The sequence below is a fragment of the Shewanella alkalitolerans genome, assembly GCF_019457575.1.
GTDB classification, from domain to species: Bacteria; Pseudomonadota; Gammaproteobacteria; order Enterobacterales; family Shewanellaceae; genus Shewanella; species Shewanella loihica.
In genome coordinates, this window is the sequence record NZ_CP080422.1 from 3,566,215 (window position 1) to 3,583,857 (window position 17,643).

At 53.2% G+C, this 17,643-nt stretch carries 18 protein-coding genes; 7 read left to right on the forward strand and 11 right to left on the reverse strand.

The features are described 5' to 3' along the window. Window positions 1-621 precede the first annotated feature (621 nt). Window positions 622-2,067, forward strand: a complete 1,446-nt coding sequence (locus K0J45_RS15580) for a phospholipase D-like domain-containing protein (RefSeq protein ID WP_011866824.1) — start codon at window positions 622-624, stop codon at window positions 2,065-2,067. 147 nt (window positions 2,068-2,214) lie between these two features. Here the strand turns inward: K0J45_RS15580 and K0J45_RS15585 are convergent, their stop codons facing one another. The 4 genes from K0J45_RS15585 to K0J45_RS15600 all read right to left on the reverse strand — a co-directional run bounded on the left by K0J45_RS15585 (window position 2,215) and on the right by K0J45_RS15600 (window position 3,999). After that, window positions 2,215-2,685, reverse strand: coding sequence for a cupin domain-containing protein (locus K0J45_RS15585; protein WP_011866825.1), 471 nt, complete (start codon window positions 2,683-2,685; stop codon window positions 2,215-2,217). A gap of 243 nt (window positions 2,686-2,928) precedes the next feature. Next, window positions 2,929-3,174, reverse strand: coding sequence for a hypothetical protein (locus K0J45_RS15590; protein WP_144201911.1), 246 nt, complete (start codon window positions 3,172-3,174; stop codon window positions 2,929-2,931). A 94-nt stretch (window positions 3,175-3,268) separates the two neighbouring features. Further along, window positions 3,269-3,649: a hypothetical protein gene (locus K0J45_RS15595; RefSeq protein ID WP_220043207.1), complete on the reverse strand. Its 381-nt coding sequence runs from the start codon at window positions 3,647-3,649 to the stop codon at window positions 3,269-3,271. Between the two features lie 11 nt (window positions 3,650-3,660). After that, window positions 3,661-3,999 carry a monooxygenase gene (locus K0J45_RS15600; protein WP_350355018.1) on the reverse strand — a complete coding sequence of 113 codons (339 nt, stop codon included), beginning with the start codon at window positions 3,997-3,999 and terminating at the stop codon, window positions 3,661-3,663. Between the two features lie 146 nt (window positions 4,000-4,145). On the opposite strand from K0J45_RS15600, the gene K0J45_RS15605 reads away from it, so the two are divergent. Together K0J45_RS15605 and K0J45_RS15610 are read left to right on the forward strand one after the other, a co-directional pair. Continuing rightward, window positions 4,146-5,036: a LysR family transcriptional regulator gene (locus K0J45_RS15605; RefSeq protein ID WP_220043208.1), complete on the forward strand. Its 891-nt coding sequence runs from the start codon at window positions 4,146-4,148 to the stop codon at window positions 5,034-5,036. A gap of 125 nt (window positions 5,037-5,161) precedes the next feature. Then, complete coding sequence (locus K0J45_RS15610; RefSeq protein WP_220043209.1) at window positions 5,162-5,914, forward strand: sporulation protein; 753 nt, start codon at window positions 5,162-5,164, stop codon at window positions 5,912-5,914. A gap of 62 nt (window positions 5,915-5,976) precedes the next feature. Here the strand turns inward: K0J45_RS15610 and K0J45_RS15615 are convergent, their stop codons facing one another. Further along, on the reverse strand, window positions 5,977-7,233 hold the full coding sequence (locus K0J45_RS15615) for a phosphatase PAP2 family protein (RefSeq protein WP_258406709.1): 1,257 nt from the start codon (window positions 7,231-7,233) through the stop codon (window positions 5,977-5,979). After that, window positions 7,217-7,444 (reverse strand): hypothetical protein, encoded by a 228-nt coding sequence (locus K0J45_RS19780; protein WP_258406710.1) that lies wholly within the window; start codon window positions 7,442-7,444, stop codon window positions 7,217-7,219. Before K0J45_RS19780 ends, K0J45_RS15615 begins: the two co-directional genes overlap by 17 nt. Before the next feature lie 130 nt (window positions 7,445-7,574). Between K0J45_RS19780 and K0J45_RS15620 the strand changes: the two genes are divergently transcribed. Next, window positions 7,575-8,060 (forward strand): hypothetical protein, encoded by a 486-nt coding sequence (locus K0J45_RS15620; protein ID WP_220043211.1) that lies wholly within the window; start codon window positions 7,575-7,577, stop codon window positions 8,058-8,060. Between the two features lie 122 nt (window positions 8,061-8,182). On the opposite strand, the gene K0J45_RS15625 is transcribed toward K0J45_RS15620, so the two are convergent. From K0J45_RS15625 to K0J45_RS15640, 4 genes are all read right to left on the reverse strand, one after another. Further along, window positions 8,183-10,369 carry an OsmC domain/YcaO domain-containing protein gene (locus K0J45_RS15625; RefSeq protein WP_220043212.1) on the reverse strand — a complete coding sequence of 729 codons (2,187 nt, stop codon included), beginning with the start codon at window positions 10,367-10,369 and terminating at the stop codon, window positions 8,183-8,185. 224 nt (window positions 10,370-10,593) lie between these two features. Continuing rightward, on the reverse strand, window positions 10,594-12,162 hold the full coding sequence (locus K0J45_RS15630; RefSeq protein ID WP_220043213.1) for a sensor domain-containing diguanylate cyclase: 1,569 nt from the start codon (window positions 12,160-12,162) through the stop codon (window positions 10,594-10,596). A gap of 344 nt (window positions 12,163-12,506) precedes the next feature. After that, window positions 12,507-12,791, reverse strand: a complete 285-nt coding sequence (locus K0J45_RS15635) for a hypothetical protein (RefSeq protein ID WP_220043214.1) — start codon at window positions 12,789-12,791, stop codon at window positions 12,507-12,509. Window positions 12,792-12,922: 131 nt separating this feature from the next. Beyond that, complete coding sequence (locus K0J45_RS15640) at window positions 12,923-13,495, reverse strand: SOS response-associated peptidase (RefSeq protein WP_220043215.1); 573 nt, start codon at window positions 13,493-13,495, stop codon at window positions 12,923-12,925. A 566-nt stretch (window positions 13,496-14,061) separates the two neighbouring features. Between K0J45_RS15640 and K0J45_RS15645 the strand changes: the two genes are divergently transcribed. Next, window positions 14,062-15,777: a hypothetical protein gene (locus K0J45_RS15645; RefSeq protein ID WP_220043216.1), complete on the forward strand. Its 1,716-nt coding sequence runs from the start codon at window positions 14,062-14,064 to the stop codon at window positions 15,775-15,777. Continuing rightward, window positions 15,770-16,699 (forward strand): hypothetical protein, encoded by a 930-nt coding sequence (locus tag K0J45_RS15650; protein WP_220043217.1) that lies wholly within the window; start codon window positions 15,770-15,772, stop codon window positions 16,697-16,699. Before K0J45_RS15645 ends, K0J45_RS15650 begins: the two co-directional genes overlap by 8 nt. 78 nt (window positions 16,700-16,777) lie before the next feature. Here K0J45_RS15650 and K0J45_RS15655 read toward each other — a convergent pair whose 3' ends face one another. After that, entirely contained in the window at window positions 16,778-17,164 is a 387-nt protein-coding gene (locus K0J45_RS15655) for a ribosome recycling factor family protein (RefSeq protein ID WP_220043218.1), read from the reverse strand. 191 nt (window positions 17,165-17,355) lie between these two features. On the opposite strand from K0J45_RS15655, the gene K0J45_RS15660 reads away from it, so the two are divergent. Then, complete coding sequence (locus K0J45_RS15660; protein ID WP_011866839.1) at window positions 17,356-17,604, forward strand: DUF3297 family protein; 249 nt, start codon at window positions 17,356-17,358, stop codon at window positions 17,602-17,604. Window positions 17,605-17,643 lie beyond the last annotated feature (39 nt).

A 17,643-nucleotide genomic window follows, 5' to 3' on the forward strand; every position in this document is an offset into this window, starting at 1 on the left:
GATAGTTCCTTTGTCGAGAGTTAATGTCTCTTACCGAGCCAATTTTATACTTTTTACTATATTCACAAAATCTTCGATATCGCCTCTTTTATCTGAGTTATTTTTATTCAAAATCTCACCTTGAAAATAATCCAATATATTCGACCTGTTTTCAAAAAAAATCAATTAACACTTAATCAACAAGCAAGACAAGTTCAAATAATTTGGCCAAATTAAAATCTTAAACAAATAATATTAACCAGTTATAAGCTATTCCCCTAAACCTTCTCAAACTCTCTGTCGCAGCTTAGCCACCGGCAAGAGTCATTCTGCTTATTTCGCTGTTTTTAAAGCAAAACAATCGCGACAGAATGATTAGTCATTTTAGACGACTAATCGGGCAAATTTTATTCACCATAATGCATAACTAACAGATAATGCACATATTTTTAAAATGTACAAAAACTGAGACATTTGTATAACTTTTGTTAAATCGCACCTACTAATTGTCATAATAGGCTGTTAGTATGCTGTCGAGTTTTTAAACTAAGGATGGTTAAACGTAGCTAAAACCTACAATGAAAATTGGATTCAGATTACTCATTTTCGATTTACACTTTTATTATAAAAATAAGGTAAAACATGAAAATTAATAAACTGAGTATGGGGTTGTTGTTATCGCTAGCTTCATCAATGAGCTATGCCGATGATGTTGAAGTTTACTTTAATCACGTGGTCAATCCACCGGCCGTTCAAGCCGACCTTGAACAGAAAATTATCCAGCTTATCGATTCCGCCAATAGCACCTTGTATATGGCAATCTATGATCTCGACCTGCCCGGTATTGCCAATGCCATGGTGGCCGCTAAACAGCGCGGCGTCGATGTAAAGTTTGTCACCGACGAAGACAATATCGCCGGCGAGAATGACCAGGCCATCGCCATCTTAAATCAAGGCGGCGTCCCCTGGATCGACGATACCGAAAACGGTAGCTCAGGCTCCAAGATCCAGCACAACAAATTCATCGTCGTCGACGGCAAGAAGGTGCTCACCGGCAGCACCAACTTTAGTCAGTCTGGCGTGCATGGCGATCTGGATGCCCAGGGCAACCTGATCAGCGAAGGCAATGATAACCATATCGTTATCATCGACTCTAACCAGCTAGCCAGCGTCTACACCCATCAGTTCAACCTGATGTGGGGCGATGGTCAGGGCGGCGCCAAAGACTCACTCTTTGGCCTCGGCAAGCCTGATCATCAGCTGGAGACCGTCTACACCAACAACGACAATATCCGCATCGATGTGCAGTTCACCCCGCAGTCACCAAGCGTCTACGTGGGCTCGACCCTGTACAACATGCAGCAATACATTCGTAACGCCCAATATCGTATTCACCTGGCGCAATTTGTTATTAGCGCCCAGGATGTAGCCGATGAGATGGAGCTGAGACACGATGCCGGCGTCGAGGTGCAAGGCCTGGGCGATGCGTCTTTCTTCTCTCGCTACTACTCTGAATTTCAGGATATGTTAGGCATAGAAAAACCTAACACCTCAGGTGAGATCGAGGTGGACAGCTACACTGGCGCCGCCAACAACATCTGGGAAAACCCTGCCGATGTGCGCGTAGCCAAGCTAAACAGCAACGATAAATTCCATCATAAGTACATGATTATAGACGATATGGTACTGACGGGGTCCCACAATATCAGTGGCGCCGCGGCCTTTGGTAACGACGAAAACATAGTGGTTATCCACGACGCCGAGACCGCCGCCGAGTTTGAGGGACACTTCAGCTACACCTATTGCGTAGCAGGCAACGGCACTGAGTGCGCCAAGCCCGCCTATGAGGAAGGCACCTGGGAAGGGGTCTTCTTTAGCGCCAGCGAAGTGGGTGTAGTACTGGATATCGTCAACAACGCGACTCTGACCGAGCTGGATATCGACGCGGCCATGAACAAGACAGCCGCCAACAATATCATCGCCGCCAGGCCGATTGCCGACATGGATGCCCTGGCCGCCGTGCCTTATGTGGGTAACGCCGCCATGATAGATCTGAAAGACTATATCGCTCAGTGGCAGAGCAAGTAGTCACTCGCTAAAGCATTAAGGGGCAGCCTGTCTGGGCCGCCCCTTTTTTATTCTTTCTTAAGGGACTGTGTAACTTTACCCTTTGTTTTTGCAGTCGTCCCTAGACGATGACGCCGTAAAAATCATCTGCAAACGCTGCCCAAAGGGTTAACGGGTCAGCCGCTCGATAATCGTCTTGTGCTGTGGATAGGCCTCCAGCAGCGGCTGGCGCTCAAACAGCTCGAAATCCTCGAAGGTAAAACCTGGCGACACCATGCAGCCCACCAGGGAGAAGCCCGGGTTATTCATGGCCGAGCCGAAGATACAGCCCTTAGGCACCAGAAATTGCGGCCGTTGACCTGCGGCCACATCCAGTCCCAGCTCAGCCGTAGTCAGCTCACCCGCCCCGTCGATCATATAGATGGTCAGCGGCTCGCCGCCGTGGAAATACCACATCTCGTCTGCGGTCAGACGATGAAAATGGGACACCTCGCCGGTGCGCAGCAGGAAATAGATGCTGGTCCACAGCTGACGCCTGTCATCGAAGGCCTCCGCCGCCCGGTAGGAGGAGCGATAATAGCCCCCTTCCACATGTTGCTCTAACTGCAATGCATTGATGAAATCTTCCGCGCGCTGCATAACCTCTCCTCTTCATGTTCTAACCGACTCGGTTTTAGGCTCAATGGCCTTGAGTCAATGGCCCCAAGTCATTGGCTTCAAGTCACAGCTCCTAAGTCAATGGCCTAGCACTCTAACCTATGTTGATGCGCCATGCTGTGACTCGAGCTAAGCAACTAGACAAGCACGTCACATCATAGCGAAAAGAAAAAGCCCAGGGCGTTATGCCTTGGGCTTTTCTTATCTTTAGTGTTTCGCAAGATCTCAGTGCTTAGAGACGCCGTGACGCACCATCTCTTTGCCCTGCTCGAACACTTCATCTGTGATCCAACGGGCATGCAGGAGTTTATGGTTCTTATCGAACACGGCCACAAAATGGCGGCCATCGGCGTTATTGGTCGCCATGCCAACCCCTTCGACCCCTTCCAGTCCCAGGCCGCCGTTTTCTACCGCCAGCAGGAAGCTGGCAAGATCGTCCAGGTTGTCGATAACCGTTTTATCATCACTCATGACTTTGTTTCTCATCTTCATCCACCCGCTAACGGGTCTTACTCAATGTCGCGTACTCTACCCTGAGTCAGCCAAGATGTGAACCTTATTGGGGCTAAAGCGCCCCCTGTTTACGGTATTGGGCCGCAGACAGCAGTGCCATCACGGCGAAGAAGATAGGATCGCTCCAGCCAAAACCGGTAAATATTCCCTTCACGCCGGCATAGGTGGTGATCGCCACTCCCAACAGATTGGTCAGAAGTAACGCCAGTATCAGCTTCTTCACCACCTCGCCCTCGGCTATAGCCCTGAGTTGCCAGGCCACAAGTGCAACGCCCCCTAAGAAGATGCTCGTATGCTGCGACAGGAAATAAGCATATTGATCCTGTATCTGCACCCCATAGAGAGGCCATACCTGCAACGGCAGGAAAAAAAGCACTATGGCGAACAGGCCGTAAATGGCGCCATGTAAACTCAAGAAAACCTTATTGGTCACCTCAGGACTCCTTAGGCCAGTGGGGCCTTGTTGATAGCCGACAGCGGTAGGTTAATATCGAAAATCTGACCGCGTACCTCGTCGACGCCCATCGCCTTGAGGCGGGCGCTGTGCATGGCCAAATAGGCACGCGCCGAGGCTTCATCTTCGAAAAGATAGATGCCGCCACCTAACTTATCCTTCTCGCTTTCAGTCCAGATCTTCCAGATTATTCCAGGCTCCTGATTGATGGACTCGGCCAGCCCCACCAACTGCTCGGCCATCTCCTGACCAAAAGGGCCTTCAAATGCAAAATCTACCTGTAACAACTTGCTCATCGTCTCTCTCCAGATGCGGTTTAACTGATTCATTAATGGGATCCCTCCTAAGACGAAGGATCTTGTAAGACTTCTTGACAAACGAACTAGGCGTTTGCCGTCGATAAGTGTCATACTACTCGCAAAATATAGACATTAAAGTTCATAATACTGCGCATTAATGTAGAGAAATTAGACCAATGAAACTCAAGACGACCCTAGATCAGTGGCAGACGCTGCTGGAGATAGATAAGGCGGGTAGCATTCAGGCGGCGGCGCTGTCCCTCAACAAGAGCCACACCACCTTGATCTACGCAGTGAAGAAACTGGAAGCTCAGCTAGACCTGCCGCTGCTGCGTATCGAAGGACGTAAGGCAGTGCTCACCGATCAGGGCAAGTCGTTACTTAGGCGGGCGAAAGCCATGCTGGAGCAGGCCAGGACCCTCGAGGAGCTCAGCACCCAGATCGCCAGCGGCTTAGAGTCACAGCTCGTAGTCGCCATAGATCACCTCTGCGACCGCAGCTGGCTATTTCAGCCAATGAGTGAGTTCTTCGCCCATAACAGTGGCACCTCGGTCAAGGTAGTCGAGACCTCGCTATCGAAAACCACCCAGATGGTGGTGGAGGAGCAGGCTGATATCTCCATCATCAATCTGCCTATCAAAGACTATCCCTCTGAGACCTTCGCCCTGGTCAAACTTTACCCAGTTGTCGCCAGCCAGCATCCGCTCGCCGTAATTCCCTCGCCAACCACCGCCGACCTAGCCATCAACCGCCAGATAGTGATTCGCGATCTGGGCGACACGAGCCAGCAGGATGTCGGCTGGCTGAAATCAAATCAACGCATCACGGTAGATAATTTCGACCACGCCTGGCAGGCGGTTACTCTTGGGCTCGGTTACTGCCGCGTGCCCCACCACGTCATTGAGAGATATCGAGACCCAAACGTTAGCGTGCTCAACCTGGAGCATGCCCACAGCTATCAGGTGCCCCTGCATCTGACGCTCCCCAAGGGGGCAAAGACGGGGCCTGCTGCTAAACACCTCTATCAGCTGCTGCTGGCTTCGGCGGCTCAGCGAGCGGCGCCTTAGTAGCAAGAAGACCACTCAACGAAAGCCCAGTCTTTAGGGGCAATAAGCGATTACGCTGCTGGAGTTGCAGCGCAAAACAGACAATGTTAGGGTCAGCGCGAATTTTAAACCTTCAAGGAAAGAATATGTTAAAGAAGATCTTAGCCAGTGTCGGCATAGGCAAAGCCAGCGTCGATACCATACTACTCGATGAGCAACTGCGCGCCGGAGAGCCGTTTCGCATCGAGGTAGTGATCACAGGCGGAGAGGTGGAACAGGAACTCAACGGTCTGGAGTTTGCCATCATGGCCGAAGCCAAGGCGGAAAAAAGCGTTGGCGACGACGAGATAAAATACAACAAGAGCCTAGTACTGCAGAGCTGGAAGCCCATGCTGAAGCAGACCATAGCCCCAGGAGAGACCATTACACGCCAGTTTAATCTCAACCTGCATCCCGAGACCCCGGCCACCCGCCTCTTCGGTCAGCGCATCGGTAAGATCTGGCTACAGACCGGCCTAGATATCAAGAACGGCATCGACGGCAGCGATAAAGACCCGCTGACCATCTTACCCTCACCCACCCAGCTGGCGGTGTTAGAGCTTATCGAGCAGGCTGGTTATCGCCTCTACAAGACAGATATCGAGGCGGGTTATATCCACGCTCACGAGTTCTCCTCGCACCTGCCCTGCTACCAGGAATATGAGTTTAAACCCGAGTCTCACTCCTTCTTTGGCGCCAGAGAGCTGGAAGTCAGCTTCGTCGACAACGGCGAGGAGACAGGCGTGCTGATCGAAGTGGATCGCGCTTTCCTCGGCGACGGCTACCGCAGCATCGCTATTCCCAACGAGCTAGACACTATAGAGGCGGTGCGCCCATACGTGGAAGAGTTACTCGGTTAATATCGCCACATTAGGGCACCAAAAGCCTGCCGCCATCTGCAGATTGCAAGCAGGTGGCCAGGCTAAAATCTGTTCTCGACCGTAAGCACTATGGAGTCCGTCTGATACTCCATATTAAGCGCATCCCATTTGGCCTCTGAGTAGGCATACTTGAGTCCCATCACCCACTCCTCTCCCAAGGCGTAGCTTAGCCCGGCTTCCGCTGCGACCAGTTGATTACCAGACCAGGCCTGAAAACGTCCCATTGCATCGGCCGACAATCCGCCACCGATATGATAACGGGTTCGCCCTTCGATAGAGGGCATGACCTCCAGGCTGCCCTCACCGGCATACTGACCGCCGGTCAGATAGTCCACCTCCAGCTCTACCCAATAGGCATATAGACCGCCACCTAACTTGAAGTGCCAATCCCCCTGGGGCGCGAAGCGATAGAAATATTGCGAACCCAGACTCCACTGCTTGAAAGCCAGATAGAGAGAGTCACCATCCTGATACTGCTTACCATCCAGCTCGAACTCCCCCGAGAGGGTGCCAAACAGGCGTGTCTCATTGGGCGAAAGTTCGAGTTGTAGCGAGGTCTTACTTGAGTCTAAGTACTCGTACAAGAGATAGGAAAACGGCTGATGATCGTCCACCAGCTGGCTGTCTGGCAGCAGATCTTTCGCCCCTGCCATACCCAGAGAATCTGTCATGTTAAAGCCGAGATTAACGGCAAAGCGGTGACGCTTGGGGCCACGAACCGCAGGCTGAGCACGCTTCTCGGCGCGCGGGCCAGCTCGGCCATTCAGGGGCCCATCCAGGGGCATAGAGAGATTAAATTGCAGCCCACCTTCATCATTGGGAAAGAGGGATACCGCCAGACCTTGGTTATCGTAGCGCTCGACGAAATACTGGTTCACCAGGATGGCGATGCCCGCACCACCGAGCACGTCATCGGCGTAGTGCCGTCTGCCATGCACCCGACTGGCGGCCACCACACCGGCTCCCAGATAGGCGGGGATCCCCCAAGCATTGCCGTATCGCGACTGCAGAAAGGCGGCACCAGAGAAGGCCCCGGCGGAGTGGCCAGAGGGAAAAGACTTATAACTTCCACCCGCCACATTTGAGTTGGGTCGATAGCGCCCCACAGTGCTCTTGGTCGCCTCGACGATAAGCTGGGTCGTCAGCACAGAGAAGGTCAGCTGCTTGGCCCCCTCGAAGTCATCATAGAGCCAGGACGCCAGGTATCCGGTCGCCGGAATGGCTATCACCAAAACATCACCGGCCTCGACAAACCCATCGTCTATCGACTCATTGATGGCGTTATAGGGCGCCGCCATAGCAAAGAAGCTCAGGCTCGCCCCCAACAGAGCGCTGGTTTGTAGTAGCTTGGCTTTTAATCGCGTGGCTTTTAATGGCGTGGCTTTTAATTGCATAGCTTTTAATGGCGTGGCTTTTAATTGCATAGCTTTTAATCGCAAAGCTTTGATTGGCATAGCTGACTCCCGGCAAAGCAGATACTTGCCCAAAGTGTAGATGCAAATGCTTCATGCTGTGGCTAATCACTAGCCCTGAGACACTAAATCGCGTAAAATATCGCCGCCTAATGCATAGGCCAAGTATCTGATCAAAAAAGCCCTTAGCAAGGAAATGGCTAAGGTTAACCACTTAAGGACGAGTCATGGACCCTATCTCCCAGCTGTTTGCCGCCTATCTGGAAATGGTCAGCAGCAACATTGTCGCCAGCTATGAGGATGCCGCCAACACCCGAGTTGTCAGCCAGCGTCTGGTGTATGAAGACACGGCCATCGGCTTTCAACATCAGCTGTGGCGAATCCGGGAGCAGAGCGTCTGCGCCGACATCAAACAAGACGTCACTCAATATGCCTACTGCACCCGCAAGGCCAAGCGCATGTTCAGCAGTCTGTGCCAGCAGCTCTCCAGGCGTGACGATCTCAATCAGCAGGGCAGACGCCTGTCGACCATGTACTGTAACGCCTCCCTCAGCTATAAGCCGATGATCGCCCACATAGGCGAGCCAAGTTTGCGCAGCGAGCAGCAACGGGCGCAGAAACGCTGTAATGAGTTGATCCTCAAGGCGATGCAAGACAAAAGCCCAGAAGTGCAGCAGCAAAAGGCAGCCGCCTGCGCCAAGGCTAACGGCTAACCACTCGGCTAACCGACACCCAAAAGCGAGCACCAAACAGCAAGCACAAAAAAGCGAGCACAAGGCTCGCTTTTTTAACTCGTTATCTGTAACTCAATATCTGTAACTCACAGTATTAAAGATTAAAGGCCGGCTTTAATTTTACGGGCCTGATGCAACTTCTTGTAGCTCTCGATAAGACGCAGGTGCGGCTCTATCCCTTCCAGCGCCATGCTGGTCTCGGTAAGGCCTGAGAAGCGCACCTCGCCGTTCACCGAACCTACCACCTGAGCCATCACCTCTTCACCAAACATGCGGGTAAAGTTACCGATGAAGTGTTCAAGCTCGAGCTCTTCATCCAGAGTTACCTCGAGTACCGCGCTCATCGCCTGGTAGAAGAGGCCACGCTGCACCGTGTTGTCGTTGAACTGCAGGAAGTCTTCCACCAGCTCCAGCGCCTCTTCGTGTGCGCCCAACGCCAGATAGATGAGGATCTTCAGCTCGATAATGGTCAGCTGTCCCCAGACGGTGTTTTCGTCGAAGACGATGCCGATCAGGGTACGGATATCCGTGTAGTTATCCAGCTGACTCTCTTCCAGACGATTGACCAGATCGGCAAGCTCATCATCGCTCAGTCTGTGCAGGTTAAGGATATCTTCACGATAGTCCAGCGCCTTGTTGGTGTTGTCCCAGATGAGGTCGTCCACCGGATAAACCTCAGAGTAATCAGGCACCAGGATGCGGCAGGCAGACGCGCCAAGTTCTTCAAACTCGGCGACATAGACCTCTTTGCCTAGGCTTTCCAGGATGCCGAACAGCCCCTTGGCCTCCTCCTCGTTGGTGCCGGAGAAGTCCCACTCGCAGAACTCATAGTCCGCCTTGTTACTGAAGAAGCGCCAGGAGATCACCCCGGTCGAGTCGATAAAGTGCTCGACGAAGTTCTCCGGCTCGCTCACCGCCATGCTGTTAAAGGTCGGCTTAGGCACATCGTTAAGACCCTCGAAGCTACGGCCCTGCAAAAGCTCGGTCAGGCTGCGCTCCAGCGCCACCTCGAAGCTTGGGTGCGCACCGAAGGAAGCGAACACGCCGCCAGTCTTAGGATTCATCAGGGTCACACACATCACGGGGAACTGACCGCCCAGGGAAGCGTCTCTCACCACCACGGGGAAGCCTTGCTCCTCGAGTCCCTTGATACCGGCAAGAATACTAGGGTACTTCTCCAGCACGGCCATAGGCACGTCCGGCAGCACTATCTCCTGCTCGATGATCTGACGCTTCACCGCGCGCTCGAAGATCTCCGACAGGCACTGCACCTCAGCCTCCTGCAGGTTGTTGCCCGCACTCATGCCGTTACTTAAGAACAGGTTCTCAATCAGGTTCGAGGGGAAATAGACGGTCTCACCGTCCGAGCGGCGCTTGTAAGGAATGGTGCAGATGCCACGCTCGATATTGCCCGAGTTGGTATCGATCAGATGCGAGCCGCACAGCTCGCCATCCGGGTTATAGATCTCCAGGCTGTAGTCATCCAGCATGCCTTCAGGCAGCGAGTCGTCATCGGTGAGAGCGAACCACTTCTCGTTGGGGTAGTGCACAAACTCGCTGTTTGCGATATCCAGGCCGAAGAACTGATCGTTGTAGAAGAAGTTACAGTTCAGACGCTCGATAAACTCGCCCAGGGCCGAACAGAGGGCACTCTCCTTGCTCGCGCCCTTACCATTGGTGAAGCACATGGGCGAGGCCGCGTCACGAATATGCAGCGACCAGACGTTGGGCACTATGTTGCGCCAGGAGGAGATCTCTATCTTCATCCCGAGTCCAGCCAGGATCTCCGTCATGTTGTCAATAGTCTGCTCAAGCGGCAGATCTTTACCCAGAATATAGGTGCTGCTGTCGCCTTCAGGCTGGCCCATCAACATGGCGTTGGCATCGGCGTCGAGGTTTTCTACCGTCTCAATCTTAAATTCTGGGCCTGTCTGCACCACCTTCTTCACCGTACAACGGTCGATGGAGCGCAGGATCCCCTCGCGATCTTTGTCTGAGATATCGTCGGGCAGCTCGACCTGGATCTGGAAGATCTGGTTATAGCGATCTTCCGGGTCGACGATATTGTTCTGTGACAGACGAATGTTGTCGGTCGAGATATCGCGCGCCTTACAGTAGACCTTTACGAAATAGGCCGCGCACAGGGCCGACGACGCCAGGAAATAATCAAAGGGGCTAGGCGCCGAGCCGTCACCCTTGTAGCGGATGGGCTGATCGGCGGTGACGGTAAAATCGTCGAATTTGGCTTCGAGTCTGAGGTTATCGAGAAAATTAACTTTGATTTCCATGGGGTGGTTTCCACTGCGCGCCTGTACCCGTGGGCCAGCATGCTTTATTTGAAAATGAGACAATTGAGGGGAATTATCGGTGTTTTTGCCCCATTAGTCTTGGGTTAATTACCGAAAAAGGCCAAATGGGCCGAATTAACCACCGGGGCGACAAAGAAGCTGCGCCGCGCCGGTGGTTAATTTAGAAAATAGATCAAATAAGAGAAACAGATGAGTAGAGCGGATTAAGGCAGCAGCTGGTTCTTCTGCCCCGTCTTGTGTTCATACATCAGGCTGTCGGCCCGCTCTATGATGCTGTCCACATCGTCGGTCTCGTGCAGCAGCTGGGTGCAGCCGAAGCTCAGGCTCCACTCCTTGCCAGTCTTGCCAAGCCCCATGACGCCATAGGCGGCCTGGATCCGCTCCATGATCTCGCTGGCGCAGCTGCCGTCGCAGTCCACAAAGACGATGAGAAACTCATCGCCGCCGATGCGGGCGGCAAAGTCACCGTCGCGGATCGACATGTTGATCACGCTGGCCACGCCCTTGAGCAGATCGTCCCCCGCCTCATGACCGTGCAGATCATTGGTCTTCTTCAGATCGTTCACGTCGATGAAGCTCACCGCCAGCTGCGCCTTTTGACGTCGGCTGCGGCTGATGCTCTTGCCCAGATACTCTATGATGGCGCTGCGGTTATACAGGCCGGTCAGGGCATCGTGGCGGGCGTCGAAGGTAAGCTTACTAAACAGGCGCTGCTGCTCTATCTGAGAACCGGCCAGCTTGTAGGCCAGGAAGATAAACATGGGCGACACCAACAAGAAGGCGAACAGGGCACTGTTGTTGAGGTTCTGCTGCGCGGCCTGAATGGTGCTCTCGGGCACAAACATCACCAGGTAGGCGCTCTCCCTATTCACTATGTTAAACAGCGAATGGGGCGCCAACTTGAAGCGACTGAAATAGTACTCGCCATCGTCCGTCACCACCTTGCCCAGCTCCGCCTTTTGCATCTGGCGCCAGGCTGTTGGATATTCGCTATCAAAGCCCAGCGGTTCACGTTCGGGGAACATGAAACGCCACTCCTTGTCGGCCTGCTCTCCCTTGAGATAGAAACCTTTGTGATTCAGCAGATAGACCCTGTCACCCTCATGCACATTCAAATCGTCGATGATCTGCAAAAGGTCTTTACCCTTGTAGTTGATCACCCCGGCGCCGATAAAATCCCCCGCCTTACTGTAGATGGGCGTGGCGAAACGTATGGTGGGCTTAAGGGGCTGCTCCACCTCACCGTGCTCCACGTTGAGATCGAACGGCGAGGCATAGATCTCCTCGGGCTTGAGTCCGGCAAGCTCGCGAAAATAGTAGCGGTCGGCCTTATTCTGCAGCGCCTCGTCCGGCACCAGTTGGAGGCTATTATCCCGCTGCTGATCGATACGGATCACCTCGTCGCCCCTGTCATTGAGCAGGCGGAGCTGATCGTAATGTTTATAGAGATTGCCAATTTGGAACATCAACGAGGTGAGGTACCCCTTAGCCTTAGGATCTTTCTCCTCCAGGGTCGACATCGCCAACTCGCTGTGAGCGTAATAGGCAAGGTCGGTGCCGACGATATTGAGCTCGGCCAGCAGACTCGCCTGCATGTTGCCAAGCTCGGCATATTGGCGCATCTCTCGCTCGCGGGAGATATTGCCGCTGGACATCAGATAGACAATTGCCAGTACGGCAGACAGGAACAGCAGGAGCAGCAGTGAATACACCATGCTCTTCTTGTATTTAGCGTAGGTCAGGTTAACTTCCTGAGAGGCATCTCTATCCATAATGGCGATATGTTTTACTCATCCAGATTCATTAAGACGGCCAGCCGAGCAGGCCTAATTCCGACACAGTATAAATTACCTTGTCATTCAAAACCTTAACCTTGTTCTAAAAACTGACCTTTTAATTCAGCATCTGCTAATTATACATGAGCATAGGGCAACTGAGCGGACTGCCCCCAAGGCCCCTAAATACAAGGCTCAAACGGACAACGACTCCCCAGGCAACAACTCCAATGGCAAATATAGTAGAGGCGGTCAGGCTCTGACAGACAAGCTATGACTTTTGAGCTATGACTGTCGAGCTAAGGCTTTTGAGCTATAACAATCGAACGAGGACAGGCCGACTAATCTCGCTGTTTCTCTGCTTCGGGCTTAACCATAGCTTCGCTGTTAACCTGAGCTTCGCGCTTAACCAAGATAAAGGTGAGATACATCTTGGTCGGCAAGGAGAGCACCATGCCGAAGGCCACACAGACGGCGCTGATGATAATGCCGGTCACTCCCATGGCTTCCATGGTTTCGCTAAAGTTATGCAGATAGATCCCCAGCAAAATCAGGCAGAGCCCGATGACGATACAGGTCTTGAGCAGCCGAATCAGCTTAGCATCCGCCTCCTTTTCCTCTGTCACCCCAGCCTCCTGTAGTTACATATCAAAACTGCCTAATATACTGACCACTTATTAACCGCCAAGCCATGACGGAGATCAAAGCCTGGGTGAGTGCTGCGCATAATCGAAGGGCCCAAAGCAGAGACTGACGCTTACATGCAGGGAGTAATGGCGAGCGAGATCTCGGGCGCAGTCAGCAGCGCGTCCAGCTCACTGGGCTGTGAGTGAAACCAGAAATCCAGCGCCTGAGGCTCAATAAGCAGCGGCATGCGATGATGATAGGGCGCGCAACTGGCTATCGGCTTAGTGGTAAGGGTCACCAGGGCATGGCTGCCATCAATCTGAGGACAAAGGATCCCCGCCATCAAGAGCGGCTGTCCGTCACGACCTTGAAACAGATACTTCTGCTTAGCACCGCCCGCCTGCTGCCACTCATACCAGCCACTACAGGGCACCACAGCCCTATGCTGGGCAAAGGCCTGGGCGAAGGTGCGCTTCTGTCTCACCGTCTCGGCCTGGGCATTGATCAGCAGCCGCTTGGCCCAATCAGGCTTAATCCCCCAGCTGGCATCCACCTGCTGCAGCGCACCGCCATCCAGCGCTATGGTCCCAAGTCGCTGGGTGGGCCTGAGGTCGTTATTGGTCTCACTATGAAACTTGATCCCCAGCTGATCCGACACCCAGTCGCACAGGGGATCGCTTATCACATTGAGTCGGCCACACATAGTCTGTTCCCTCTTCACCGAATGCTTTCAGCTGGTTTCTCCCCAACTTGAGCCGAGCCAATCGACCGACCTGCCTTAAGGAGCATAAAAGATAGGCTTCAAGCTAAAACACTCGGCCTGCGCTGTCCAATTTCGCTTTAGGCTAGGCTCTTGATACTGATCTTAGCAGCGCTCTTAACAAAGCTATTAACGCCGCTCTTAACATCAAGAGAAAATCTGCTTTGCCATTGCCGTTTCAGCGAAAGGTTCTGACTCAGGATGTGGCGGGCAGATAATCTTCTAAACCGCCCTACTCCTATCTCTAAAACCATCCTCACAACCTTCATCATTGCCTCTTTGCATCACCCCTTCATTCGTTCGGCAATACAGGCCACCAAGCCGAGACCTTAATGACAGCAATGTTAATCTTCTGTGATTAATCACACACTTAGGCTAATGCTTAGGTTTCTTTTCGCCGCGGCTATAGGTATAGTTTTTAACAAAAGTAACCCCAGTTCGTGGCGCATCTAATCTATCACTCAGTCCAACTCGCGCCATGACACCTCAGCTCGGACACGGAAGAGATAATGATAAAACTGATCATTCTTGGCTGTTTTGTGGCATGGATGTTTATTCGCAAGCTCAGCAAGTCTAAACCCGACTCGATTTGGCGACTCAAGCTAAGACGACTCGCCCGTTACCTGATGATAGGCGCCGCCGCCTGGTTTGTGGTGATCGCCTTCGGTTCGGTGAAATATCAGATCTACACAGACAAGACATTTACCTACAAGAGCAAGGTACAAACAGTGTTCGCCTGGGAAGAGAACCGCCTGCTGCCCATCAAGGCACTGGCCAAGCCTGTGCTGCTGTCGCTGGATTATCAAACCAGCTTCCCCATGAGCAAGGCCACAGAGAAATCCCTCAGCCAGCAGTTCCCCTACGCGCCGCGCTTTCAGGGAGTGAGCAAATTCTTAGGCACCTTGCTGCTGCTCGTTTGGCTCACCGCTTATCTGTCTCGCCACCGCCATACCGATAAGCGCTGGCAGGAGGCCGTCAGCACAGACACCAAGGCCGGCTACCGCGACTTCCTAACCTGGGCACGCAGCAATCCCCTCAGACGTGCCCACTGCACCCGCTTTATTAAGAAGGCGGATGTCGCCATGCAGTCGATCGATCAGCGTGGGCGCCTGAAACTCGAGATGTACCGCAAGGGCTGGGCCGAGCGAGGACTCAACGCCGAGTTCCTCGACATGCTGCATAAGGTGATCAAGACGGGGCATTCACAGATCAGCGTAAAAGCCACGCACATGAACTGCACCAAACCGGTTAGCGACATAGACATTAATTTACTCGTCGGCGGCTGGAGTGGCTTAGACCCGCAGTATTTCATGCAACGTTACTACGCCAATCGCAAGGCGCGCGCCGAGCAGAAGGCCGAGCCTGATGCCTTCGAGTCTCAGCTGCTCAAGACGCCAGAGCACCTGCGTTTCACCTACCCCGAACCCCAGGTTGCCGGCAGAATCATCGAGAAACAGCTCGCCAGCGTGCTGAACCAGGGCAAGAAACGCTTCCTTGGCGACGAGCTGGTGCAGTTCACTCCACATAGCGACATAGGGCTTAAACAACCTGAAGTCAGCCTGGAGTTCAGTTACATGCAGTCGCTCAATGAACAAAACGGTAAACGCTCATCCGGCGTATGGACTGGCGAACTCAGGCACGAGACCATTACCATGGGAGATACCCAATATCCCGGCGGTAATATTCTCTGGCTGGTCTTTGGCCTGGTCTTCGAATGGCGTCTAGTGATAGACGGCGTCGAGGCGGCCAAGGGAGAATATAGATGCTTCCCAGATGCCAACATCTGTAACGTTAGCCGACCCAGCAAACAGAAGATGCCGGAAAAAGCAGAGATCGAAAAAAATATCTTCGACGTGGTCGCCCTCTCCAACATCAGCTCCCTGTTTGCCCAGATGATGGGCATCAAGGAGGCGCAGATTAACGAGCATACGATCGAGTTTAATAATCAGACCGCATTTGAGGTCAAACGCCAGACGGAGACTTCGAACCAACTAGCCCAGAAGCTCGAAGATGCCCTCAGAGGCGAGGCGCTTGATGAGCTGATCAAGAGCAGCGGTGAGGAGCTTTACAAGCAAAACAAAGAGATGGTCGATGCCATGATCCGCGACTATATCGTCAACCACGGTGATACCGATACAGTATTGATGATCATCGACCTACTGGGCGATGCCGCCCCAGAACTGGCCGCAGGACTGCTGCAGATCATCGGAGGTTCAGATGAATAAATGGATTTTACCTTGCTGTGCGGCGCTGCTACTGATCCTCGCCCCCGAGGTCGCCCACGCCGATCTGAAACAGAAGATCAAAGATAAGATTGAAGATGGCATCTTCGAGGCCTTCGCCGGTGAACTGGCTCAGCTACCGGGGCTGTCACACCTGATCGCACAGGTGGAGGGTAACCAATATCAACTGGTGAGCACCAATAAAAACGCCGGCCTGCTGGACCTGGGCAGCAACCCAGATCTCGACAAGGCAACCCTGTCGCGCCAGGCCAATGGCAGCGGGATAGCGATCAGCCGCCGCGCCTATCTGGCACCCGGCACCTATTGGCTCAAGGCCAGCCCTAAGGACAAGAAGAAGCAGGCCATCACCCGCAAAGTCTATGTTCAGGCCAAGCGCCGCAACATTGCGACCCTCACCTTCTGGGAGAAGGGCCGTAAGAGCTTCCCGCTGGAGATAGTGACCCAGCCGACCACGGCAAAGGTCAGGGTGATGAACATTGGGCCCAAATATGAGTTCGGCATGCCACTGGCCGCCGGAGACTACCAACTAGAGGTCAGCGAGAAGGGCTATAAGACCCGCAACCTCAAGGTCAGGCTGGACCACAACCAGAACCAATTCGGCGTCATCCTGCAATCGATCGATGGCAAGGCGGTCACAGCCGACACCAGCAGCGCAGATGATGGCAAGGCAAGCACTAAGGTCGCGGAGCCTGAGCAAAGCAGTCAAACCGCCGCCAACGAGCAGGCAGATGAGAAAACAGAAAAAGCGACAGACAAGGCCAAGAAGAAACCTTCGACCACGGTAGAGGTGATCGTCTGGGTACTGATGATCGGTGGCTTTATCTTTTTCTGTTGGCTCACCTACAAGCTGTTCACCTTCATTTTCACCCTGATGGGCGGCGCCTGGCGCAGACTGAGCGCCTAGCGCCTTTTAGTCTGATCCATAACCACAAAGGGGATAGCCAAATAGGCTACCCCCTTGTTTCTAAATTAAAAACTTGCCTTAGCTATCGGCATCGAACCTGGCCTGGCGCGCCTCGATAATGGTGCACTTGGTCTGCTCCATCAGCTCCCCTAGGGTGATGCCCGGGGTCTCGCGGATCAGGCGCACCAACTTGACAGGCAAGGGTTCTAGCTTATCGGCATGCAGCAACAGACCCGCCTCGAGCTTAGCGATCAGATAGGGCGCCATCGCCGGCTGACACTGCTTAAGCGTCAGGGTAAAGGATTGCACATCCATAGCGCCGCCAGTCAGTTGCCAGTTGCGCGAACGCCGCACCCGCTTGAGGCCGCAGCCAAATTCCACCGCCAGGGTCTGCGCCAGAGTCACCTGCTCCCGGCCAATACGGTGGATCAGCGAAGGTAAGGCGATGACGATCGCTTCATTCATGGCGACAAAATCCTCAAGGTATGGGGCGGCAATAGTAAACAGGCAGGCCATTTTTCCAGCCCAGACACAAAAACTCAAGGCGAACGCTCAACCCTGCTTCTCGCGGTTTCGCCTGCCACCTGTTATTTCTTGAGCCCACCAGCACTATTGCCTACAATAGCGCACAACTTTTTTGATTGAAGATAACCACTATGACTGACACTAAATCACTACCTGCATTGCCCGATCGCCTATCTGTCAATCCACGTAGCCCACACCATGTGGCCGACTACTTCGAGCACGACATCGGCATTCTCGTTAACGGCAAAGAGCGCTTCAACGTCGAAGAGTATTGCATCAGTGAAGGCTGGGTGAAGATCCCTAGCCCTAAAGCCCTAGACCGTCACGGCCAACCGCTGATGATGACAGTCAAAGGCACCATCGAAGCTTTCTATAAATAAAGCGACAAGCTTAGATAAAGCCGCGACACTAAAGGGAAG